Raw genomic sequence first — 24,705 nt, 5'->3', positions numbered from 1 at the left:
CCACCTCAGCGAGGACTACCATGGAAAACATGGCCGCACGCCCATCGAGCCGAAAAATTCGCTCACTCGCTGAGGATCTACGCGCCCGCAGCGACGACGCCCTCATCACCCTCCTGCAACAACGCCCCGACCTCGCCCGACCAACCATCCCCGACCTACGCACCCTCGCCGCCCGAGCCACCTCCACCCCCAGCGCCGCTCGCGCCTTGGACAACCTCGCCCCCGCGAACTCCACGTCCTGCAAGCCCTAGCCATCAGCAACGGCAACGTCCCCCAGGCTGCAACACTGCTCAACATCACCCCCCACCGCACTACGCCGTAGCGCCGAAACCCTGCGCGACCTCGCCCTGCTCTGGAAAGAAAAAACCACCTACCACGTACCTGCAGGCGTCACCACCGCCCTAGGGCCCTACATCGCCGGACTCGCACCAGCAGACGAAAACACCCCCCAGCCCGACGAAATCGCTGACCACCTCAACACACTCACCCCCCACCAACGCACCATCCTCGACACCCTCACCTGGGGACCCCCCATCGGCGACATCCCGACCACAGGACGCATCACCGACATCGCCGAACACCTCACTACCCTCGGACTCCTGCAACGCCCAACCCCCACCCGCATCATCCTGCCCCGCACCGTCGCACTCGCCCTACGCAACGGCAACCTCCTACCCCCAAACACCCTCGACCCCACACCCCCAACCACCACCCCCCTACCCCCACACACACCCGAAGCAACCCTGGCAGCCATCACCACCTGCCTCGAACGCATCGACGAACTCGGCCACATCCTCGCAACCACCCCACCCCGGATGCTCCGCAACGGCTCCCTAGGTGTGCGCGACCTACGCCGCATCGCCGCCGAACTCGACACCGACACCAACACCACCACCCTCTACCTCGAAATCGCCTACGGCGCTGGACTCATCGGCACCTTCGACCCACCAGCCCGCCACGCTGACACCGACACCTACTACGCCCCCACCCTCACCTATGACGCATGGCGCCACACCAGCGCCGCCACCCGATGGGCCCGCCTGGCCCTAGCCTGGTTCGACACCGACCGCACCACCACCGCCACCACCCCCCTGGGCCCAGAAAACACTTCCACCACCTACCGCACCACCCGCCACAGCGTCCTACACGCTCTGGCCTGCCTACCCACCGGACACGGCACCACCCCCACCTCACTAGCCACTTCGCTGACCCCCCAGCACCCCCGCCGCGACCCCAACATCCTCACCGAGGCAACCCACGTCACCCTCCACGAAGGCACCCACCTAGGCATCATCACCAACGGTGCGCTCACCCCCACCGGACACGCACTCTGGATCGCCTGGAACAACGGCCTGAGCACCACCGACCTCATCGACCCAGACACCCCACTCAGCACCGACAGCGACCCACACAGCACAGCCCTGCATGCCCTTGCAACCCTCGACACTCACCTGCCACCACCGGCAAAAGACATCCTCTTTCAAAGCGACCTAACCGCAGTCGTCCCCGGCCGTCTCGAAGGCCACACCGCCGACTTACTCCGCCTCATCGCTGACCTCGAATCCCGTGGAGGAGCAAGCGTTTTCCGATTCACCCCCGAAAGCATCCGCCGCTACCTCGACACCGCAGCCTCCGCCGACGACCTCATTACCACCCTCAAACGCCACTGCCCCACCGGTATCCCCCAACCTCTCGAATACCTCATTCGCGACGTCGCCCGCCGCCACGGCCGTGTCCGCGTCGGCGAAACCAGCACCTACCTGACCAGCGACGACACTACCTGCCTTGACGCCATCGAACACGACCCCCGCCTAACACACCTCGCTCTACGCCGACTAGCACCCACCGTTGTTATCACCCACTACGACCGCAACACCACCCTGACCGCCCTACGCAAAGCCGGACACAGCCCACTAGCCGAATCCCTCAGCGGCAACCACACCCCCCACAGCCTCAACGCAACCCGCGCCACCGACCAGCACACCCCCACCCCCATCCTCACCGCCCCACCACCGGTAAGTCACGACGATGCCGCTCACCTCATCCAGGCCATGCGTGCAGGAGACGCCGCACTCACCAACAACGACGACCCCGCCATCGAAGCCAGCGACCCCACCATCACCCTGGACACCCTCCGCGAAGCAATCACTGCACGCCACAACGTGTGGATTTCCCTGGCAGGGCCCGACGGATCCACCACCAGACTCCTCCTACGCCCCACCTTTATCGAAGCCGGACGCGTACACGGCATCGTCGAAGGAACCGACGCTGTACGCACCTTCTCCATCCACCGACTCATCGGCGCTACCCCTGCCCCCACCAGCCCCTAAACAGCGGCGATGGCCGCCCTCACCCGAACTGGGCGAAGACGGCCATCACCGGCAACAGCTCACCAAATACGCACCCGTTCACTGGGCGCGAGCCACAATCCATCACCTGGCGCGACCTCGAACGCTTCATGGAACTCTGTCAAGTTACGCACAATGTTGGCCCGCAAATCTACCGGTGAGTGCGGATCAATCTTCAACAAACGACGCGCCTCCTGCGGACGAGACTTACCCCGCCAAGCCTGCGCCCAGCCCACGAAGAATCGCTGCTGGCCAGTCAAACCGTCCAGCAAAGCTGGCTCCGCTCCATCCAAAGAAATCAAATACGCCAGGTAAGAAATCGTCACTCCACCAAGATCTCCAATATTCTCACCAACCGTCAGAGCACCATTAACTTTCTCTTCGGGAAGATCACGCGTCCTCAAACCCTCATACTGCGCAATCAATGCCGTTGCGCGCTCATCAAAACGCTCACGGTCTTCTTCGGTCCACCAATCTTCTAAATTGCCTCGACCATCATATTTTGACCCTTGATCATCAAATCCATGTCCAATTTCATGACCAATAACCGAACCAATAGCGCCATAATTCACTGCATCATCTGCTTCAGGGTCAAAGAAAGGCGGCTGCAAAATAGCTGCCGGGAAAACAATCTCATTCATTCCCGGGTTGTAATACGCATTCACCGTCTGTGGAGTCATGAACCACTCACCGCGATCCACTGGGCCACCAAGTTTGCGCCATTCACGATCCGTTTCAAACGCCATAGCGCGGCGCACGTTTCCAATCAGGTCATCAGCCTCTACTCGCAACCCTGAGTAATCACGCCACGAATCCGGATAACCGATTTTCGGAGTAAACAACGAAAGCTTCTCCAAAGCTCGCGCTTTGGTTGCTTCACTCATCCAATCCAAATCCGAAATATCACGCCGATACGCCTCAATTAGATTCGACACTAGTTCCTGAACACGCGCCTTCGATTCAGGCTTGAACCGCTCGGCAACATACAAACGTCCCGCGGCTTCACCAATCAACCCATCCACCAAGGCGACACCACGGCGCCACCGATCCCGCTGCACCGTCGTACCAGTCAACACCCGACCATAGAAGTCAAAATGTTCCTGATCGAAAGCGCCCGGCAAATAGGAAGACCACGAACGCAACACCAACCACACTGCCCACCGCTTCCACTCAAGCAGTTCAGCTGACTGAACCAACTCAGACAACCCCTGCACATACGAGGGCATCGCCACCACGAATTCAGCTGGCCCGCCCTCAGGTGCGCCAGCACCATCAAGCCACGCACGCCACGGAACCGCTGGCGCCAACTCCATCAGCCCATCAAAAGAAACCTTGTTATAAGTGGCAACAGCATCCCGCGCTGCCACCCGGTCCCAGTGATACGAAGCCAGCACTGTTTCGTGCGCCATCACAGCACGCGCAATCTCATCTGCAGCACCTAACGGAGCCACCAGCTCAGGAGCATGCTCCGCCAGCAAAGCAAACGTGCGCTCAATATGTTTCACGTACTGTTCACGCACCTCAGCGTGATCCTCATCCCGGTAGTAGGCCTCGTCCGGAAGCCCCAACCCTGACTGATACATATTCGTCACATACGAGTCAGAAGATCGCCGATCGGTGTCAACAAACACCGCCACCGCCCCAGCCACACCTTCACGCTGCAAAGCTCCCAGACGCCCCCACAACTGCTGAGCATCAGCAGCCTCAATAACCCCCAACACAACATCAACCAGCGGTGAAACCCCCGCCGCCTCTACCTGCTCAACATCCATGAAAGACGCATACAGCGCCCCCACCTGAGAACGAACGCTGGCCAGCTCATCACCCCGGCCCCCTTCGGCCGCAACCTCAGCGGCCCGGTCAACAATCTCGCGCATGTGCTCCTGCGCGGTATCGCGCAACACATCAAACGTCCCAAACCGACCACGGTCAGCAGGAATCTCTGTGCGCGCAGCCCACCCACCATTAACGAACCCAAACAGATCATCTTGAGGACGGACGCTGCGGTCAAAAGCATCCACATCCACACCCGAGTGCAACTGATCAATAGACATGCGTTTATCTCCTCATCGGCGGTGCCTCGACCGCACACTCTTTGGTCGCGCGGCCTTCGGAACCTCTCAGAGGTTCACAGACCGCCCAATCCGGCCCTTACCGCTTTCTCACCGTACTGAAACGCCGAAGCTAACAGGGCCTTTGTGAACACATACGTTCAACACTCCCCATAGATTCCTCACCCCACGCACCTTGCGGGAAGCAAAACACCGCCACCAACGTTGTCACTACCACCATGACAAACGGCGCACTTATCGTTCAGAGCGACAAGACACTCCTCCTAGAGGTCAACCACCCCGACGCAGTCGCGGCACGAGCCGCGATCGCGCCATTCGCCGAACTCGAACGCTCTCCCGAACATATCCACACCTACCGCATCACGCCCTTAGGGCTGTGGAATGCCCGCTCAGCCGGATACGACGCCGAAACCGTTGTACATGCTCTCGTCGAGCACTCCCGTTACCCCGTGCCTCACTCGCTCCTAGTCGATATTGCCGACACCATGGACAGATACGGGCGCCTTCGTCTCATCAAAGACAGCGAGCGCCTCGTCCTTGAAGCCACCGACCTGGCTGTATTTACAGAAGTAACCCGGCACAAAAAATCGCCCCCCTCCTCGGCGAGCGCCTCGACGACAAACACGTCATCGTCCACAACAGCGAACGAGGGCACCTCAAACAAGAACTTCTCAAAGTCGGGTGGCCCGCCGAAGACCGAGCCGGATACGTCGATGGAAAATCCCACCCCATCGACCTATCTGATACTGACTGGCAACTACGCCCCTACCAACAACACGCCGTCGACAGCTTCATGGCCAGTGGATCAGGAGTAGTCGTTCTTCCTTGCGGGGCAGGCAAAACCCTTGTTGGTGCTGGCGCTATGGCTGCCGCAAGCACCATTACTCTCATCCTTGTCACTAATACCGTCGCTGCCCGCCAATGGCGCAACGAGCTGCTACGCCGCACCACCCTGACCGAGGACGAAATCGGTGAGTACTCCGGCACAGTCAAAGAAATCCGTCCGGTAACCATCGCCACCTACCAAGTCCTCACGCACAAACGAAAAGGCACCTACACCCACCTGGATCTGCTCAACGCCCGCGACTGGGGACTCATCATTTACGACGAAGTCCATCTCTTACCTGCCCCCATCTTCCGGATGACCGCTGATCTGCAAGCACGACGCCGGATGGGCCTGACCGCAACGCTTGTACGCGAAGACGGACGCGAATCAGATGTGTTCAGCCTCATCGGCCCCAAACGTTTTGACGCCCCATGGAAAGACATTGAATCCCAGGGCTACATCGCCCCTGCCCACTGCACCGAGGTACGCGTGTCACTGCCTGACAGCGACCGGGTCACCTATGCCACCACCGACCCTCAGAAGCGCTACCGTTTCGCTTCCTGCCACAGCGTCAAAGACACCGTTGTGGCAAAACTGCTTATCAAGCGCCCCGAAGAGCCCACCCTTGTCATCGGCCAATACCTCGAACAGCTCGAAACACTCGCAGCCGAACTCAACGCTCCGCTGATCACCGGACAAACACCCGTCAAACAACGTGAAAAACTTTTTCACCAATTCCGCACTGGCGAATTAAACCTGCTCGTTGTAAGCAAAGTGGCCAACTTCTCCGTCGACCTTCCTGAAGCCAGTATTGCTATCCAAGTCAGCGGCACTTTTGGCTCTAGACAAGAAGAAGCCCAACGCTTAGGCCGCCTAACCCGGCCGAAAAACGATGGCCGCAGCGCGCGCTTCTACACCATCGTTGCCCGCGACACTATCGACGCCGAATTCGCAGCTCACCGGCAAAGGTTCCTCGCCGAACAAGGGTATGCATACGCAATCATCGATGCTGACGACCTTGAGACAGAAAACGGCGCCACGCACTAAAAACCATCACTACACTTGCAGGAGAATCCTTTTAAGCGAGGCTGCAATTTCGGCAGCGCCCCGGAGAGACGCTCTCGTGCACAACCCGAGCAGTACCCGTAGGCGAACAAGCTGGCACAGTTATTCCGAGGGCATTAGCCACGGTTCTGGTGCCCCTGACCGTAGATAGCAGCATCTACGCACCCACATGCGCAGGAGGGGCAATGAACAATCAGCCGACCACCACACCACCATCGCAGCGCCACAAAAGCGGCAAGTCACGACGACCCTCAGTAGCCCGCATGGCTGCAGCGATCCTGGTAGCAACCCCCGTTGCTCTCACTCCCTGGTCGGCAGCCCAAAATGCGCACGCCGCCACCAAAGACCCCACAGTCAAAAAATCTGTTGCCAGTGTCTTGGCTGCGCGCAAGAAACCCACTCCACGCACCGGAGCGCAAAAACCCCTTCCAGCCCTGACTAAAGCACAGTACCTAGCGCAAAAACCCGCCTGGTCTTCCAAAACATGCTCCACCGCAGCACGGGTAGCCGCAGACACTGGCAACAGCCCCTACCCCATCGAATGCGCTCGAATCAGCACCCCCTTGGACTGGCAAGACTTCTCTAAAGGCTCCATCAACCTCAACATCACTCGCCTCAAACACAGCGGCAAAGCCCGCAGCGCCCGCCCACTATTCGTCAACCCTGGCGGCCCCGGCTCCCCCGCAGGCGAATTCGTTTCAGCCATCGCTGACTCAAAAGAATCCCTGCGCACCACCCACGACATCATCGGCGTAGACCCCCGCGGCACCGGACTATCCAGCCCCGTTGAATGCCCCCTGCCCGACTTCACCCCCAAAGACCAGCGCGACACCAGCAAAGCCGTCCGCGAGCGTATGTGGCAAAGCTACAAGCAGTGGACGCAATCGTGTACAAGCAAGCACCCCAAAGTGCTCCCCCACATCACCACTGCTAACACCGTCGCTGACATGGATCTGGTCCGGCAGGTCCTCGGTTTCAAAACCATCGACTTTTTCGGCACTTCCGGTGGTTCTTGGATGGGCGCTTGGATGGCCAAGCTCTACCCGCACAGCACTGGACGCGTACTCACCGACGCTAACGCTAAGTTCACCGGCGACTGGCGTTCCTCTTTCGCGCTGATGCCTCAAGGCTTCCAGCGCCGCTGGGACAAACAGGCTCTTCCGTGGATCGCTCGGCACAATAAAGACTTCGGCCTAGGAACTACTGCCAGCGAAGTCCGCAACAACTACGAGAAAATCCGCAGTGAAGTGGCTAAAGGACGCGTCCGCGACCTTACTCCTGCCAGCTTCGATGCCACTCTCATGCAGATGCTTTACAGCGACGAATCGCTCTCCTCCATCGGAGCCACGCTCAAACAGCTCAATGTCAGTCTGCGCGGCAGCAAAGGCACAGTGAAGATGCCCTCCGGGCAAACCTTTGAACCCGAGGACAACGAAAGCCTGCTTTCCACCCAGACCGTCCGCACGGCCATTGTCTGCAACGACACTAACTTCGACCGGCGCCGCGAATCTCTCGAAAAGGAATACCTCAACGCGCAGAAGAAATACCCACTGCAAGGCTCCATGCTCAGCGTCATCGCCGCCCCGTGCGCTTACTGGCCATGGGCTCCCAAGAAGGTTCCCACCATCAATGGTTCAGGCTCGGCCAACATCCTCATGATCCAAGGTGAGGTTGACCCGGCTACTCCCGTGGAAGGCGCCCGAGCAGCACACGCTGCACACTCCGCCACCCGCATGATCACCATCGATAACGACGGAAACCACGGGGCATTCACCTCTGCACCTGACAACAAGTGCGTGAACAACATCGCTCTTGCCTGGCTGCAGCGAGGAATCTGGCCGCGTCAAGACGTCACGTGTAAAGGCGCCCCCTTGCCCATGGAAAACAAAATATTTGAGGTCGCTACTCCCTGATCCTCGGGTGCCTCGAGGCACAAATCCAGGCAAAATCCAGGCAAAACACGCATTCTGGAACAGTGACCGAAGATGTGACCGCCGAAGCCCGCCTACTCGTTGTCGAGGACGAACCCAGCATTCGTGAATTGCTAGCGACCTCACTCAAGTTCGCGGGCTTCGAGGTATTCACCGCCGCCGATGGTAACGAAGCAATCGAAGTTGCCGAACGTGAACAGCCCGATCTTGTCGTTCTTGACGTCATGCTTCCTGACATGGACGGCTTCGCTGTAACTTCCAAACTGCGAGACCGTGGCCGCGAAATGCCGATCGTTTTCGTCACCGCCATGGACAGCGTCGAAGACAAAGTTAAAGGCCTGACCGTCGGCGGCGACGACTACGTCACCAAACCTTTCAGCCTTGAAGAAGTTGTGGCCCGCATCCGCGCTGTGCTGCGCCGAACCCGCGGCGAAATCAGTGACGACTCCGTTCTACGCTTCCATGACCTCGAACTCAACGAAGACTCACACGAAGTACGTCGCGGAACCCGCGTCGTAGACGTCTCACCCACCGAGTTCAAACTGCTCCGTTACCTCCTCATGAACCCCAACCGCGTTCTGTCCAAACAGCAAATCCTTGACCACGTTTGGGACTACGACTTCCGCGGGGAAGCAGGGATCGTCGAGTCATACATTTCCTATCTGCGCCGCAAAATCGACACGGAGGAACCGCACCTGATCCACACACGCCGCGGCGTTGGATACGTGCTGCGATTGCCTCCCGAATCAGCATGATCGGGGTGCCACGCCCGCGCATCTCATCCGCGGCCGTGGGCCGGGTGACCGGCCGACTTCACGAAAAGTCGCTCACCTGGCGGCTCCTCGCCGTCCTCGTCGTACTCCTCGTCGTGGCACTCACTCTCACAAGCCTGGCGACCAGCGCAATCATGCGCCGCTATCTCGTAGACCGCACCGTCGAGGAGCTCCGCACGGCAGCCGCACCCGTGGCTGAACGCGTGCTCCCCCAATACATGAATCGCAAAAACGACATTGACGTACCTAGCACCTACGTCGTGTCGTTTATGAACACGGCGGGACGTCCTGTAGCGACCCTGGTCCCTTCCGGCATTGACGCTGAATCCGTCCCCGACATGCCCCGCCTGACCACCCGCGACGCCCGCGTCAGCTCCGCCGAACCGTTCATCCTTTCCTCGCCCAACGCATCCAGCCCTGCCTGGATCGTCGTTGCTGGACAAATGAGCAACGCCTCAGGCACCTACGCGGTGGCTACCTCCCTGGCCGGTGTGGAACAAGCCATCAACAAAACCATCGCAGCATCCTTTACCGTCAGCATGCTGCTCGTTTTAGGCTGCGTTTTCATCGGCTGGATAGGGTTCCGGCGCGCTTTCCGGCCGCTACGCACCATCGAAGACACCGCCGCCGCAATCGCGGCAGGCGATCTATCACGCCGCGTCCCTGAAACACGCGCACACGACGAAGTACAAAGCCTTTCCCGCTCCATCAACGCGATGCTCGCTCAAATCGAGGAGTCCTTCCGTATCCGCGAAGCTGGCGAACAGCGCATGCGACGTTTCGTCACCGACGCATCTCACGAACTGCGCACTCCCCTTGCAACAGTCCGCGGCTACGCAGAGCTTTATCGCCAAGGCGCTGCCTCTTCTCCTGAGCAAACAGCAGCCGCCATGAGCCGCATCGAAAATGAAGCCACACGTATGGCCGGACTCGTCGACGATCTGCTCACCCTCGCCAGACTCGACAACGCCCGCCCCATGAACATGAGCGTCGTTGACCTCACCGTTCTGTCTGCTGACGCCGTACAAGATGCCCGAGCACGCGACCGCGAACGCGAAATCCGTCTCCTGTCCATCGATGACGGTGACATCGTGCCCACCGAAGTTGTTGGAGATGAAGCACGCCTGCGCCAGGTTGTCACCAACCTCGTCGCTAACGCCCTTTCCCACACTCCTGCAGGAAGCCCCATCGAAGTAGCCGTTGGAATACATCAACAACGAGCTCGCGTTGAAGTACGCGACCACGGACCAGGCATCGAACCCGAAGTCGCCAGCAAAGTTTTTGAACGCTTCTACCGCAATGACCCTGCCCGAGGCCGTAAACCCAGCGGCGGATACGGCCTCGGACTGGCTATCGTCGCCGGACTCATTGAAGCCCATGGAGGACGCGTCGGTGTAGCACCAACCCCTGGTGGAGGAGCTACTTTCGTCTTTGAGCTTCCTACTGCAGCTAATAGCAACACAAAGGCAGAGCCCCCAGCCTCACAAACTGAAACACCTGCCACACGGGCTCGACGCCCTGTACGTCGACTCCTCACACCACGACGCCACAACACTGGAGGAACGGATGGCTAACGAACCCACCAACGCCCCCGGTCAGGAAGGGCCCAGTACCGGGCCAAACCAGGCTCCGGGAACCACGTGGCACGGCTCCGACGCCTCGTCAGCGCCGTGGAAAATGGGCGCAACCAAAAACTGGGACGCACCCGGCGCTGACCCAAACCAAAGCGACGACACAGCAGAGAAAAAAGATGACGCCGCCACCAACCGAGCTAAAAAGCGCCGCGCAACCCTCTTCATCAGTATCGGCGCCGTGGTGCTCGTCGCCGCCTTGGCAGGACTAGCCCCCACTTACCTCAGCGGACGCAATACCGCCGACAACACCAAAAACCCTCCTGCTCAAAGCGATCAATTCCATGCCCAACCCGGACCGATCCAGCAAGCTTCCGGCTCTGCACCCGACTGGACCGCAACCGCCGAAGCCGTCGCCCCCAGTGTCGTTTCCATCACCGTCAACGCGTATCAAGGAAACGCTCAAGGCTCAGGAGTGATCCTGGACAAAGAGGGCCACGTGGTCACCAACCACCACGTCGTGGCTGACGCCGTCAACGGACGCGGACAGATTTTCATCACCCTCAACGACAAACGCACTCACAAAGCAACCGTCGTCGGCTCGGACCCCAGCACCGACCTAGCAACCCTCAAAATGGTCGACGTCCCCTCCGACGTACGCCCCATCACCCTCGGAGATTCTGACCAACTCAAAGTCGGTGTGCCAGTCATGGCCGTCGGTAACCCACTAGGTCTGTCCGGCACCGTCACCGAAGGCATCATCAGTGCCCTGGATCGCCCACTCATTACCAGCGGCAAACCTAACTACGCTGAGGCCACTATCTCTGAAGACGTCATCACCAACGCCATTCAGACATCTGCAGCCATCAACCCTGGTAACTCCGGAGGCGCACTCGTCAACGCATCCGGCCAGCTCATCGGCATTAACTCTTCTATCGCTCAAACTCAACAAGGTGGCGGAAACATCGGCATCGGCTTCGCCATCCCGGTTAATGCCATGAAAAACATCGCTTCCCAACTCATCAAAAACGGCCACGTTCAGCACGCCTTCGTAGGAATCAGCAGCCAGACCGGAAACGTCCCCGAAGGAGAAGCTCAGCGCGCCGCGGCTCTTGTTGCTGAAGTCACACCTAATAGCCCTGCAGCCGAAGCTGGCATCCGCCGCGGCGACGCTATCGTCGCACTCAACAACGACCCGATTGACGGCAAAGAAGCTCTCGTCGCACAAGTGCGCGACCACCGAGCAGGCGAACAAGTAACCCTGACCATCGTGCGCGGAAAACAACGCCAAGACGTTCAGGTCACTCTCGGTAGCCGCCCGCAAGACACAGAGGACAACGGGTAAGACACCTCACATTTAAAGGCCGGAAGCCCTAAAACGCGGGCTTCCGGCCTTTTCTATGCCTTAGCAGCCACCCACCCGCGGGTAGGGTTCGATCCGTCGCAAAGACACAACCAGCAACACCAAGGACACTCACCACACCACTAGCTCTTTTCACACAGAAAGTCCCCTTCCCGATGACCTCCCCATCCGCTTCACCCACGAGCGCCATCTCTAACCGGTGGATCATTCTCGCCGGTGGCATTCTCGTTCAGCTTGCTCTCGGAGCTATCTACGCCTGGAGCACATTCGGTAAAGCTCTTCAAGCTGGGCCATCTGCTATGCACCTGTCTGCAGTGCAGGCAGCGCTTCCTTTCGAGTTGGCGCTCGGAATGATCTTCATCGGCACCTTCGTTGGCGGGCGCATCCAAGACGCCCGCGGCCCCCGCATCGTCGCTGTGGTGGGCGTTGTTCTCTACGCCATTGGGATCATCATCAGCTCATTCGCGACCACCCCCGGTGACCTATGGCTCCTTCTGATCGGATACGGTCTCATTTCTGGGCTTGGCCTGGGCATGGCATATATCGTCCCTATCGCTCTACTGCAGAAATGGTTCCCTGATAAGGCCGGTCTTATCACTGGTTTAGCTGTTGCTGGGTTCGGTTTTGGTGCTGTTATCACCTCACCGGTGGCGCAAATGCTCATCGAGAGTGATCCGGTTCATCCCACAGCGCCTTTCCTACCGCTGGGGATTGCTTATCTGATTTTTGGTGTCTTGGGGTCGCTAACTTTCGTTAACCCTCCCAGCGGATGGCGTCCTGCTGGAATGCCTGCTCCAAGTAACGAAACCACGAACTCCACTGCACGTGATTTCACCGTTAAAGAGGCGCTCTCTACACCCCAGTGGTATCTACTGACACTTATCTTGACTTTGTCGACCACTGCAGGAATCACGTTGGTTTCAGGTGCGGCCGCAGCAGCAGCAAACATTGCCGGTTACAGTGCCGCCGCAGCAGCAGCCCTGGTTGGAATCATGGGGCTTTTCAATGGGGCTGGCCGCATTCTTTGGGCTGCGCTGTCAGACCGTGTGGGCAAGATGAACGCTTTTGTCGGCATTCTCGCGCTGCAGGGAATTTGTTTGATTCTGATGCCTCACCTGGGCACTTCAGCAGCTGCTTTCGCCGTGTTGGCTGCCATTATCTACACCTGCTACGGCGGTGGTTTCGGAGCTATGCCCTCTACTGCAGGTAAGTTCTTCGGCCTCACGCACAGCGGCAGTATTTACGGGCTCATGCTTGTCGCGTGGTCTTTGGGCGGAGTCGGTGGCCCGTTGCTTTCTTCGGCACTCATCGGTGGTGACGCGGAGAAAAACTACATGCTCGGCTACACCGTCATCGGTGTGATCGCTCTTGTCGGTGCGGTGATTCCTTTCCTCACCAAGCCACCGAAAGTGCATGCGAACAGCACCTTTTAATGTGTCCGTGACATGGCTGGGGCCCATACCTACAAGGTATGGGCCCCAGCCATGTCACTTGGGTCTAGCGCGGGGCTAAGACCTCACGACACGATTGGGTTGGTGGGATCAGAAGCCCATGCCGCCCATGCCATCCATGTCAGGCGCGCCAGCGGCCGGGGCTGCCTTCTCCGGCTTGTCGGCCACGACTGCCTCTGTGGTGAGGAAGAGCGCAGCGATGGATGCTGCGTTCGACAGTGCGGAACGGGTGACCTTGGCCGGGTCGATGATGCCCTCAGCAAGCAGGTCAACGTACTCACCGGAAGCGGCATTCAAGCCCTGGCCTGCAGGAAGGTTGCGCACCTTCTCCACAACAACGCCGCCTTCAAGGCCAGCGTTGACAGCGATCTGCTTCAAGGGAGCCTCGGCAGCAACACGGACGATGTTCGCACCCGTGGCTTCATCGCCTTCCAAAGAAAGCTTGCCGAACGCGGCGTCGGTGGCCTGCAGGAGCGCCACGCCACCACCAGCGACGATACCTTCTTCGACAGCAGCCTTGGCGTTACGCACAGCGTCTTCGATGCGGTGCTTGCGTTCCTTGAGCTCAACCTCGGTAGCGGCACCAGCCTTGATGACAGCCACGCCACCGGCGAGCTTGGCAAGACGCTCCTGCAGCTTCTCGCGGTCGTAGTCAGAGTCGGAGTTCTCGATCTCAGCGCGGATCTGCTTCACGCGGCCAGCGATCTGGTCTGCGTCGCCGCCACCTTCAACGATGGTGGTTTCGTCTTTGGTGATGACGACCTTGCGCGCACGGCCAAGCTGGTCAAGCTCGGTGTTTTCGAGCTTGAGGCCAACCTCTTCGGAGATGACCTGACCGCCGGTGAGAATGGCGATGTCGGAGAGCATGGCCTTACGGCGGTCCCCGAAGCCGGGAGCCTTGACTGCCACGACGTTGATGATGCCGCGGATCTTGTTCAGCACCAGGGTGGCGAGTGCTTCACCCTCGACGTCTTCAGCGACGATGAGCAGCGGCTTGCCTGCGCCCTTGGCCTTCTCCAGAACCGGGATGAGGTCCTTGATGGAGCCGATCTTGCTGTTGACGATGAGCACGTAAGCGTCCTCTAGGACAGCCTCCATGCGCTCGGTGTCTGTGACGAAGTAGGCGGAGATGTAACCCTTGTCGAAGCGCATACCCTCGGTGAGCTCGAGCTCGAGCCCGAAGGTGTTGGACTCCTCAACAGTGATGACGCCTTCTTTGCCGACCTTGTCCATGGCTTCGGCGATCATCTCACCGATCTGGGCGTCAGCTGCGGAGATGGACGCGGTAGCAGCGATCTGCTCCTTGGTCTCGATCTCCTTGGCCATCGCGAGCAGTTCCTCGGAGACAGCGGCCGTGGCCTTCTCGATACCGCGCTTGAGGGCCATTGGGTTGGCGCCAGCAGCGACGTTGCGCAGGCCTTCCTTCACGAGAGCCTGAGCGAGGACAGTAGCGGTCGTGGTGCCGTCACCAGCAACGTCGTCGGTCTTCTTGGCGACCTCTTTGACGAGCTCTGCACCAATCTTCTCGTACGGGTCTTCGAGTTCGATCTCCTTAGCGATGGATACACCATCGTTAGTGATCGTGGGGGCACCCCACTTCTTCTCGAGGACAACGTTGCGGCCCTTAGGTCCGAGAGTGACCTTGACTGCGTCAGCGAGCTGGTTCATGCCCCGCTCGAGTCCGCGGCGCGCTTCTTCGTCGTAGGAAATGATCTTGGCCATGTTCGGTGGTTCCTCCCACACGAGCGGTTCTGAGTGGACCGGGCGGCGCCCGCGACGGACGACTCTTACCTTCTCTGACGCCGTTTCGTAAGAGAAGGGCCTGAGCCTCACCGAGCCGGTCCTTCGTTCATTCCCCTCTGCACCGTCGGGCGACTCTGGGAGCCACCGCTGTGCGGAGCTCTTATCACTCGGACGATGAGAGTGCTAACTCCATGATTAGCACTCGACCCCTGCGAGTGCAAACGGTGAACGTCGATAAAAAACGCGCCGCCAGCCTTAACTAGCGACTCCACCGCCGCTCATCCCTCACCCCAACACCAAGCGCACACCCAGCCCAATCATGAGCACACCGATAGCAACGTCAATCATCTGCCACAAGCGCCGATTATGGGCATAGCGCCCCAGCATCTGAGCCCCGTAGCCCAACACAGCAAACCAAAAAACGCTCGCCACAATCGCACCTACCCCGAACAGCCACTTACCCTCGGCCCCATGGGCGTTAGCAATAGAGCCCAACATGAGAATGTCCAAGTACGCGTGCGGGTTGAGCCAGCAGATAGCCATCGTGGTCCACACCATTGCCATCGCCCCCCGAGCGCCCTCATTAGCAGCAACCAAGCCACTAGAAGCACGCGCTGCCAACAGAGAACGCACACCGAACGCCACCAAATATGCGGCCCCCAGCCAGGTAACCACCGTCACCAACCCCGGGGTACTGCTCACCAAAGCACCAACCCCAGCCACTCCCGCAGCAATAAGCAGCGAGTCAGACACCATGCAAATAACCGTCACAAGCGTGACGTGACGACGCGTCAGTCCAGTACGCAACAAGAAAGCGTTCTGGGCTCCGATAGGCAAGATGAGAGCAAGGCCAGTGAAGAAACCAGTAAGAGCAAGCGGCATGAACCCAAGGTATGCAGCAGGTGAGATAAAGAAAAACAAGTTTTTCTTCAGAAACTTTAGAGTTACTTCATGAGGCTCGACCTGGACCGACTCAACACACTCATCGCCATCCTCGAAGAAGGCGCATTTGACGCCGCCGCACACACACTCGGCATCACCCCCTCAGCTGTCAGCCAGCGCATCCGAGCCCTGGAATCCGACGTCGGCCACATCCTCATCATCCGATCCACCCCATGCACCGCCACCCCCGCCGGGCACGTACTCGTCCGCCTCGCCCGCCAAATGCGCCTGCTCGAAGCCGAAGCACTCGCCACACTCCACGAAGACACCGGCAAACCCACCGAACTATCACTAGCCGTCAACGCCGACTCCCTCGCCACCTGGCTCATCCCAGCCATGCACGACATCGTCCACCTGGACATACTTCTGCACCTAACCATCGCCAACGAAGAAGTGACCTCCGAACTCCTACGCACCGGCGATGCCCTCGGCGCAGTCACCAGCGACCCCACCCCCGTCCAAGGCTGCTCTACCACCCCCCTAGGAGCCATGCGCTACATCCCCGTAGCCACCCCAACCATCGTTGAACGCCACACCACACGAAACGGCTTCGACTGGAACTCAGCACCATCCATCCGCTACGACGCCGACGACCGCCTCCAAATACGCGTCATCGAAAGCCAAGGAATCACCCCCACCACCCGCCACCACGCTCACGTCATCCCTTCAGCCGAAGGATTCGCTGCCGCCATACGAGCTGGACTCGGTTGGGGAGTCCTGCCCGCAGCCCTGCTTGACGACGACATCGAACGCGGCCACCTCATCCAACTACCCGCCCACAACCAAGACGTCCCACTCTACTGGCAACGACGCCGCATAACCTCCGGCATCCTCGACAGCATCGGCGCCATCCTCGAACGCACAGCCGCACAACACCTGATCCCCCTCACCGCAACCACCCCTCTCTCAGGCAGCCAAGGACGCCTACCGCCCCTATCCCCCTCCGGCTCATAACCGCCTCAACACGCTCAACTCACCAAACGCCGCACCGCACGAGAACGCGCCCGCCCCTGCCTCATCCGCTGCAACCGCTTGACCAAAACAGGGTCAAACTCCATCGCTGCCGGCAAATCCACGACAGCATTCAGCCACTGGTAATACCGCGTCGGCGTCACACCAAAAACTGCACGCATCTCCTGCTCTTTTCCCCCCAAACCCACCGCTCCTGACCAGCGACGCTCAAATATCAACAACTCCCGCTGCGCCGAGGACAGCCCCTCCACCACCGGCACAACAGAGTCAACCTCACCGTCAAAACACCCTTCATCACGCGTTCCATCGCAACGTTCATCCATGCCCAGCATGATGCCCAAAGATCCCCTCCTTCGCGAAACCGTGGGCCTACCCGGCCCCCGGCACGAGCGCTCACTCTGGCAGCCCCCACCGACAAAGTCACCCCACCAGCCACCCCCAAAACCAAAGCCACAAACACCCCCACACACGTCGATAGGGTGAAACCGTGTCCGCACCAAAACCTCTCACCGAGCTCGTCCACCCCACCTGGGCCAATGCCCTCGCACCCGTCGCAGACGAAGTCACCCGAATGGGCACCTTTTTGCGCGAAGAACTCGCCGCCGGACACACCTACTTACCTGCCGGAAAACACATCCTCCGCGCCTTCGAACGACCACTGCATGACACCCGCGTCCTCATCGTGGGACAAGACCCCTACCCCACCCCCGGACACGCCATCGGCCTATCCTTCTCCGTTGCCCCCGACGTACATCCCATCCCCAGAAGCCTCACCAACATCTACAAAGAACTCAGCGAAGACCTCAACATCCCCACCCCACGCAACGGCGATCTCACCCCCTGGGCAGACCGAGGCGTCATGCTCCTCAACCGCGTCCTGACCGTGCGCCCCGGCGCCCCCGCCAGCCACCGCGGCAAAGGCTGGGAAATCATCACCGAAACCGCGATACGTGCCCTCGCCGCCTCTCACACACACGGACAACCACTAGTCGCCATACTGTGGGGACGCGACGCACGCAACCTCGCGCCCCTCCTAGGCAACATCCCCCGCGTCGAAAGCGCCCACCCCTCCCCCCTATCGGCACGACACGGATTCTTCGGATCACGCCCCTTCTCCCGCACCAACGAGCTCCTCGCCCACCAAGGCGCACACCCCATCGACTGGTCCCTCACCTAAACACCCCACCTATTCGCCAGCTGCCACCGCCGCTGTCAAATCCTCAAGAAACGCATCCACATGCCCCACAGACGTGTCCCAACTCGTCATCAACCGCACCACACCAGCCTGCCTGTCCCAATCACTGAACCCCCACCGACGACGTAGCCGCACATTCACCAACCGCGGCAAAACCGCAAACACAGTATTCGCCTCCACCGGATGCACAAGACGAACCCCAGGAATCCCTCCAAGCCCCTGCGCCAAACGCGACGCAGCATCATTGGCAGCAACGGCGTTACGCACCCACAAATCCCCGCCGTACAAAGCCAACAACTGAGCCGACATAAACCGCATCTTTGCCCCGAGCTGCCCCGTGAACTTACGCGTGAACTTCACACTCTGCGAAATCACCGGATCAAGCACCACCAGCGCCTCGACCCCCACAAGACCACTGTTCGTGCCACCAAGCGAAACAGCATCAACCCCCAACTCCACCGTCAAATCAGCCAACCCAACACCCAACGCGACCGCCGCATTCGCCATCCGAGAACCATCCACATGCACCCGCATCCCCATCCCATGCGCGTACTCCACCAACGCCCGCAACTCATCCACCGAATAAACAGTCCCCAGCTCGGTCGCCTGCGAAATAGTCACCAACGTAGGCACCGCCGTATGTTCACCCCGCGCCACCGGGACAACCCGATCAATCGCATCCGGTGTCAACTTGCCATCTACACAATCGACCGGAATGAGCTTGATACCCGACATCCGCTCCGCAGCCCCACACTCATCCGTATTCACATGCGCCGTCCGCGCACACACAACCGACTCCCACCGGCGCGTCATCTGCTCCAAAGCCACCACATTCGCACCAGTGCCGTTAAATACCGGCACCGTCAACGCACTCGGACCAAAATGACGCTTCATCACATCCTGCAAAGCACGCGTATACGGATCATCCCCATACGCGCGCACATGACCACCATTAGCCAAGGCAATCGCCTCCAACACCTCAGGATGAATCCCAGCGAAGGTGTCACTGCCAAACAAATGCCTGTCCGAATCATGCAGCTTCCTCATCGAATATGGACCACTACCGGACTCGCTCGGCACAAAAGGAAAATGCGATGTCATACCCCCACTGTGACACCCCAACCCCTGCCCCGAGCACAGCACCAACCTCCAAATGCTTACCGCACCCCACACAAAACCGCCCCCACCCCAGCACTACAGTGACGACCCAAGAGACCACTAAGGAGCCAAACATGTTTCGAATCCACGTCATCGGCGTCGGAGTAGGCGACCCCGCATACGTAACCATGCAAGCGGTGACAGCGATCCGAGACACCGATGTGTTCTTCGAAATCGACAAAGGAGAAACAAAAGCCGACCTCAACGCCGCACGACAAGCAATCCTCGACACCTACGCAGACCCCAACTCATACCGCATCCACTCCATCCCCGAAGCCCCCCGCCACCGCGGTGAAATGCCTCCCGAGGTATACGCAGCCGAAGTGAAACGGTGGCGCGACGCCCGCATGGACCGCATCGCCGAAGCCTTCAAAGAAACACTCACCGAAGAGCGCATCGGCGCATTCCTCGTATGGGGAGACCCAAGCCTGTACGACGGCACCCTCCGCATCCTCGACGACCTCATCGCACGCGGCCTCGAAATCGAATACGACGTCATCCCAGGTATCAGCAGCCTGCACGCACTCACCGCCCGACACGGCACACTGCTCAACCGCGTCGCAGGCTGCGTCACCATCACCACCGGCCGACGACTAGCCCAAGAATGGCCCCCCAACTGCGACGACGTCTTCGTCATGCTCGACGCAGGATTCGCTGGCGAAAAATACACCGGCCAAAACATCTACGTGTACTGGGGCGCCTACCTCGGCAGCGAAGACGAACTCCTCATCCACGGCCCACTAGACGACGTCGCAGAAAAAATCGTGACAACCCGCACACAAGCCCGCCACGAAAAAGGGTGGATCATGGACTCCTACCTCCTGCGCCGCGGAACCCTGCTCTAAAAACGCGTGAAAAATCCCACGACACGGCGTGATCATGCTCACCCCCCACACCGCCACAAACGTGAGACTTATCGCACTATCACGCGTATTGCCTGACTAAGGTCCCTTGACCTGCCAGAACATCCTGTCCGACCCCCTCCTGCGGTCTAGGGTGTGCCATAAGGAACGGTCAGCCCGTCGCGGTGCACACCCACCAAAGCTCCGTGACGTCGAGCCGACCGCACCCGTGCACCCAGGGTGCGGCATCCTCTCGTGCTTGCCCACCGCACACCGACGTGGCAACCGCCATGAAAGGGGAAAGCGTCGTGACGCAGACCGGATCGACACCTGAAGAGACACCGATCGAGGTGCCTCCCCTAGCCGGCGACTTTCCAACCGTGACATTCGACGAGTGGAAAGTCCTCGTAGCCAAAGTCCTCAACCGCGGACGCCCCGAAGACAAACAACTCAGCCCAGACACTTCACTAGATCGACTCCGCCGAACCACAACAGACGGTCTCCACCTAGAGCCGCTGTACTCCATGCCAGAAGGACAAGAAACCGTCCCCGCCACCGGGGTCCCCGGCTTCATGCCCTTTACCCGGGGACGGCAACCACAACGAGACACCACCAGCTGGGACATGCGTGCCTTCCACGATGACCCCGACGCCGACACCTCACGCAGAGAAGTGCTCACCGACCTCGAACGGGGCGCCACCTCAATATGGCTCGGTGTAGGTCAAGACGGCATCGCCCCCGAAGACATCGCCACTGTGCTCACAGACGTTGACTTCGCACTCGCCGGAATCCACCTGCAATCCAACGACGACCCCGACACAGCAGCGAAAGCGCTCATCCAAGCCTGGGCAGCAGAAACCGCCAACAACCAAGTATCAGGCGGCCTCGGCATCGACCCATTCGGTCTGGTGGCCCGCCGCGGCGGCAACATCGACACCTCACCGCTAGTCACATGGACCCGCACAACGCTGGACTCCTACCCAAACGTCATCCCAGTAACAATCGATGTTCGCCCCTACCACGACGCTGGCGCAGGCACAGCCGAAGAACTGGCCTTCGCAGTAGCAACCGGTGTGGAGTACCTACGAATTCTCGACGAAGCAGACATACCTCCAGCAGACGTATTCGACCGCATCGAATTTCGCCTAGTCGCAACAGACGTGCAGTTCACCTCACTTGCCAAACTGCGCGCGCTACGCCGCATGTGGGCACGCATCGGCGAAGTCCTCGACGTACCTGAAAACAAGCGCGGCGCCCGCACCCATGCAGTCACCTCCGAACGGATGTTGGCCCGCCACGACCCGTACGTGAACATGCTCCGCGGCACAATCGCCGCGTTCTCAGCCGCCGCCGGTAACGCCGACGCTGTAACAGTCTTTCCCTTCGACCATGTCCTCGGGCTACCAACATCGTTCTCGCGCCGCATCAGCCGCAACACCCAAGTCATTCTCAACGAAGAATCTCACCTGGGGCGGGTAGCTGACCCAGGCGGCGGCTCCTTCTATGTGGAATCACTCACAGAACAGATCGCCACAAAAGCGTGGACACTATTCACTCAAATTGAGTCCTCCGGAGGAATGCGCGCTGCTCTCGAAGACGGACGCATCCACGAAATCGTGGCAGATAACCTCGCCACCCGAGACGCCCGTTTAGCAGACCGCAGCCAACCTTTGACCGGTGTCAGCGAGTTCCCGAACTTGGAAGAACCCATCGTGGAACGCACCCCGCGAGCACCATTAACCCGAATCGAAGGCGACGTCGCACCATTCATGCCACGCCGTGACGCGGTTATTTTCGAACGGCTTCGGGCTCGCGCATTCGCCACCCCCAACCGGCCCACCGCGCTTCTGCTAGGACTTGGCACCCGGCGCGACTTCGGTGGCAGGGAAGGGTTTACCCTGCCATTCCTAGCCGCTGGCGGTATCAAAGGTGACCTTGTAGAAGTTCTCTCCGCAGAAGAAATACCCACCAAAGTCGCCGACCATCACAGCAAAGTCGCCGTCATCTGCTCTTCCCCCAAAGTGAACGGAACATGGGGCGCCGAAGCAGCCAAAGCACTGCGCGAGGCAGGAGTCGAACACATCTACCTAGCTGGCAAAGCCAAAGAACTCGGTGAGGGCGCAGCAGCCATCGATGGTTCCTTTGCCATGGGAAGCAACGTCGTCGAGATCACCTCAACCATCCTCGACCAACTCGGTGTCCCCGCCCTATCGGACGACAGCGACACTTCACCGGCAACTCCCTCCAGCAATGCGACGCAAGGAGCAGGTGCATGACCGCCATTCCACGCTTCGACTCGGTCCCCCTCGGCGATGCCATACCAGCAGACGATGCCAAAAAGAAATGGGACGAGGCATACGCTGTCTCCCCACGCGAGCGTTGGGAGACCCCCGAACACATTGTCGTCCCTCCTGTATATACGGAGGCTGACTTAGAGGGAGTCGATTTCCTTCACACCTACCCCGGGGCGGCACCATTCCTACGTGGCCCCTACGCCACGATGTACGCCTACCGTCCCTGGACTATTCGGCAATATGCCGGGTTCTCCACCGCAGCAGAGTCCAACGCGTTCTACCGCCGCAACTTGGCTGCTGGTCAAAAAGGGCTATCGATCGCCTTCGACCTAGCCACACACCGTGGCTATGACTCCGACCACCCCCGGGTCTCCGGCGATGTCGGTATGGCTGGCGTGGCCGTCGACTCCATCCTTGACATGCGTCAGCTGTTCGATGGCATTCCGCTGGACCAGATGAGCGTCTCGATGACGATGAACGGCGCTGTGCTGCCGGTCTTGGCGTTGTATGTCGTCGCTGCCGAAGAGCAGGGAGTCAAGCCAGAGCAGCTGGCTGGCACGATCCAAAACGACATTCTTAAAGAATTCATGGTGCGGAACACTTACATCTATCCGCCAACGCCTTCAATGCGAATCATCTCCGACATTTTCGCATTCACCAGCCAAAACATGCCCCGCTTTAACTCGATTTCGATCTCCGGCTACCACATGCAAGAGGCCGGAGCGACAGCAGATATCGAGATGGCATACACCCTCGCTGACGGGATGGAATACATCCGTGCCGGGCAAAACGCGGGATTGGATGTGGATGCGTTCGCACCTCGCCTGTCGTTCTTCTGGGCGATCGGCATGAACTTCTTTATGGAAGTTGCGAAGATGCGTGCGGCCCGGCTGCTGTGGGCTAAAGCGATCAAAGATTTCGGTGCGAAAAACCCCAAATCGATGAGTCTGCGTACACACAGTCAGACCTCTGGTTGGTCATTAACAGCGCAAGACGTCTACAACAATGTTGTTCGTACTTGTATCGAAGCTATGGCTGCCACGCAGGGTCACACACAGTCCTTGCACACTAATGCCCTCGATGAAGCTATCGCTCTGCCGACCGACTTCTCGGCTCGTATTGCCCGAAACACTCAGCTGCTCATTCAGCAAGAGTCTGAGACGACGGCTGTAGTGGATCCGTGGGCAGGGTCGGCATACGTGGATGCTCTCACGCGTGATTTGGCTGGCCGGGCATGGGCACACATTCAAGAGGTGGAGGCTGCAGGTGGCATGACCAAAGCCATCGAAGCTGGCATCCCGAAGATGCGTATCGAGGAGGCTGCGGCACGTACGCAGGCTCGTATCGACTCTGGTGTGCAGCCGGTTATCGGTGTGAATAAGTACCGTGTCACCGGGCGCGAGGAGATCGAGGTCCTCAAAGTCGATAACGCGCATGTGCGGCGCGAGCAGATCGAGAAGCTGCGTCGTCTTCGTGAGGAGCGGGATCATCACGAGGTTGAGCGCAAGCTGGAGGCGCTGACGAATGCTGCTGCCTCCGATGCTCAGGACGCCAACCTTTTGGCTCTGTCGATTGATGCGGCAAGAGCGAAGGCAACGGTTGGTGAAATTTCTGAAGCATTGGAGAAGGTCTACGGCCGGTACACGGCTCAGATCCGTACGATCAGTGGCGTGTACCGCGAAGAAGCTGCCCAGACCGATTCTGCTAGCCGTGCGCACGAACTCGTCGAAGAGTTTGAACAGATTGAGGGTCGTCGTCCTCGTATTCTCGTAGCGAAGATGGGGCAGGACGGCCATGACCGTGGTCAGAAAGTGATTTCTACGGCGTTTGCTGACCTTGGCTTCGACGTGGATGTGGGCCCGTTGTTCCAGACTCCTGATGAGGTTGCCCGTCAGGCGGTTGAAGCAGATGTGCATGTTGTGGGAGTGAGCTCATTGGCAGCTGGTCACCTCACTCTCGTGCCGGCGTTGCGTGAGGAGCTGGACAAGCTGGATCGGCCAGACATGATGATCGTTGTTGGTGGGGTGATCCCGGAACAGGATTTCGCGGAGCTGCGTGAGCGCGGTGCTGAGGCGATTTTCCCACCGGGGACTGTTATTCCAGATGCTGCGGTCGAGTTGCTCGAGAAATTGAAGGAACAGGCCAGCGAGGAGGGCTGA

17 protein-coding genes and 1 pseudogene are annotated in these 24,705 nt (G+C 59.5%); 13 read left to right on the top strand and 5 right to left on the bottom strand.

Annotated elements, in window-relative coordinates; all coding sequences use genetic code 11:
- Positions 1 to 29: 29 nt before the first annotated feature.
- Complete coding sequence (locus tag DXZ77_RS01235) at positions 30 to 251, top strand: hypothetical protein (RefSeq protein ID WP_147279143.1); 222 nt, start codon at positions 30 to 32, stop codon at positions 249 to 251.
- Positions 252 to 815: 564 nt separating this feature from the next.
- Positions 816 to 2,330, top strand: coding sequence for a helicase-associated domain-containing protein (locus tag DXZ77_RS01225; RefSeq protein ID WP_115029333.1), 1,515 nt, complete (start codon positions 816 to 818; stop codon positions 2,328 to 2,330).
- 59 nt (positions 2,331 to 2,389) lie between these two features.
- On the opposite strand, the gene DXZ77_RS01220 is transcribed toward DXZ77_RS01225, so the two are convergent.
- A complete protein-coding gene (locus DXZ77_RS01220; RefSeq protein ID WP_115029331.1) occupies positions 2,390 to 4,402 on the bottom strand; it encodes a M13 family metallopeptidase in 2,013 nt (670 codons plus the stop codon).
- 236 nt (positions 4,403 to 4,638) lie between these two features.
- Here DXZ77_RS01220 and DXZ77_RS01215 point away from each other — a divergent pair.
- The 6 genes and pseudogenes from DXZ77_RS01215 to DXZ77_RS01190 all read left to right on the top strand — a co-directional run bounded on the left by DXZ77_RS01215 (position 4,639) and on the right by DXZ77_RS01190 (position 13,382).
- Positions 4,639 to 6,293: pseudogene (locus tag DXZ77_RS01215) on the top strand (DNA repair helicase XPB).
- Between the two features lie 203 nt (positions 6,294 to 6,496).
- The gene (locus DXZ77_RS01210) at positions 6,497 to 8,224 is read left to right on the top strand and encodes an alpha/beta fold hydrolase (protein ID WP_115029329.1); all 1,728 of its coding nucleotides are present in this window, start codon (positions 6,497 to 6,499) and stop codon (positions 8,222 to 8,224) included.
- A gap of 62 nt (positions 8,225 to 8,286) precedes the next feature.
- Positions 8,287 to 8,997, top strand: coding sequence for a response regulator transcription factor (locus tag DXZ77_RS01205; protein WP_028327191.1), 711 nt, complete (start codon positions 8,287 to 8,289; stop codon positions 8,995 to 8,997).
- Positions 8,998 to 9,041: 44 nt separating this feature from the next.
- Positions 9,042 to 10,589: a sensor histidine kinase gene (locus DXZ77_RS01200; protein WP_258553064.1), complete on the top strand. Its 1,548-nt coding sequence runs from the start codon at positions 9,042 to 9,044 to the stop codon at positions 10,587 to 10,589.
- Entirely contained in the window at positions 10,582 to 11,931 is a 1,350-nt protein-coding gene (locus DXZ77_RS01195; RefSeq protein WP_115029326.1) for a trypsin-like peptidase domain-containing protein, read from the top strand. Before DXZ77_RS01200 ends, DXZ77_RS01195 begins: the two co-directional genes overlap by 8 nt.
- A gap of 173 nt (positions 11,932 to 12,104) precedes the next feature.
- Entirely contained in the window at positions 12,105 to 13,382 is a 1,278-nt protein-coding gene (locus DXZ77_RS01190) for an L-lactate MFS transporter (protein WP_115029324.1), read from the top strand.
- A gap of 108 nt (positions 13,383 to 13,490) precedes the next feature.
- Here the strand turns inward: DXZ77_RS01190 and groL are convergent, their stop codons facing one another.
- Positions 13,491 to 15,122 carry a chaperonin GroEL gene (gene groL / locus DXZ77_RS01185; RefSeq protein ID WP_115029322.1) on the bottom strand — a complete coding sequence of 544 codons (1,632 nt, stop codon included), beginning with the start codon at positions 15,120 to 15,122 and terminating at the stop codon, positions 13,491 to 13,493.
- Positions 15,123 to 15,428: 306 nt separating this feature from the next.
- Entirely contained in the window at positions 15,429 to 16,025 is a 597-nt protein-coding gene (locus tag DXZ77_RS01180; protein ID WP_115032367.1) for a LysE/ArgO family amino acid transporter, read from the bottom strand.
- A 69-nt stretch (positions 16,026 to 16,094) separates the two neighbouring features.
- On the opposite strand from DXZ77_RS01180, the gene DXZ77_RS01175 reads away from it, so the two are divergent.
- Positions 16,095 to 17,039, top strand: coding sequence for a LysR family transcriptional regulator ArgP (locus DXZ77_RS01175; protein WP_115029320.1), 945 nt, complete (start codon positions 16,095 to 16,097; stop codon positions 17,037 to 17,039).
- 14 nt (positions 17,040 to 17,053) lie between these two features.
- On the opposite strand, the gene DXZ77_RS01170 is transcribed toward DXZ77_RS01175, so the two are convergent.
- The gene (locus tag DXZ77_RS01170) at positions 17,054 to 17,380 is read right to left on the bottom strand and encodes a DUF3263 domain-containing protein (RefSeq protein WP_115032365.1); all 327 of its coding nucleotides are present in this window, start codon (positions 17,378 to 17,380) and stop codon (positions 17,054 to 17,056) included.
- A 164-nt stretch (positions 17,381 to 17,544) separates the two neighbouring features.
- Here DXZ77_RS01170 and DXZ77_RS01165 point away from each other — a divergent pair, with 164 nt between their 5' ends.
- Complete coding sequence (locus DXZ77_RS01165) at positions 17,545 to 18,234, top strand: uracil-DNA glycosylase (RefSeq protein ID WP_115029318.1); 690 nt, start codon at positions 17,545 to 17,547, stop codon at positions 18,232 to 18,234.
- Positions 18,235 to 18,243: 9 nt separating this feature from the next.
- Here the strand turns inward: DXZ77_RS01165 and DXZ77_RS01160 are convergent, their stop codons facing one another.
- A complete protein-coding gene (locus DXZ77_RS01160; protein ID WP_258553063.1) occupies positions 18,244 to 19,353 on the bottom strand; it encodes a threonine aldolase family protein in 1,110 nt (369 codons plus the stop codon).
- A 131-nt stretch (positions 19,354 to 19,484) separates the two neighbouring features.
- Here DXZ77_RS01160 and cobF point away from each other — a divergent pair, with 131 nt between their 5' ends.
- The 3 genes from cobF to scpA all read left to right on the top strand — a co-directional run bounded on the left by cobF (position 19,485) and on the right by scpA (position 24,705).
- The gene (gene cobF / locus DXZ77_RS01155; protein WP_115032363.1) at positions 19,485 to 20,255 is read left to right on the top strand and encodes a precorrin-6A synthase (deacetylating); all 771 of its coding nucleotides are present in this window, start codon (positions 19,485 to 19,487) and stop codon (positions 20,253 to 20,255) included.
- 305 nt (positions 20,256 to 20,560) lie between these two features.
- Positions 20,561 to 22,528, top strand: coding sequence for a methylmalonyl-CoA mutase family protein (locus DXZ77_RS01150; RefSeq protein WP_258553062.1), 1,968 nt, complete (start codon positions 20,561 to 20,563; stop codon positions 22,526 to 22,528).
- Complete coding sequence (scpA, locus tag DXZ77_RS01145) at positions 22,525 to 24,705, top strand: methylmalonyl-CoA mutase (RefSeq protein WP_115029314.1); 2,181 nt, start codon at positions 22,525 to 22,527, stop codon at positions 24,703 to 24,705. The genes DXZ77_RS01150 and scpA overlap by 4 nt, the downstream gene beginning before the upstream one ends.

Origin of the sequence: Dermatophilus congolensis (assembly GCF_900447215.1) — a bacterium.
Lineage (GTDB): Bacteria > Actinomycetota > Actinomycetes > Actinomycetales > Dermatophilaceae > Dermatophilus > Dermatophilus congolensis_A.
The sequence above is the reverse complement of the archived record's forward strand: the minus strand, read 5'-3'. Positions and strand labels throughout refer to the sequence as shown.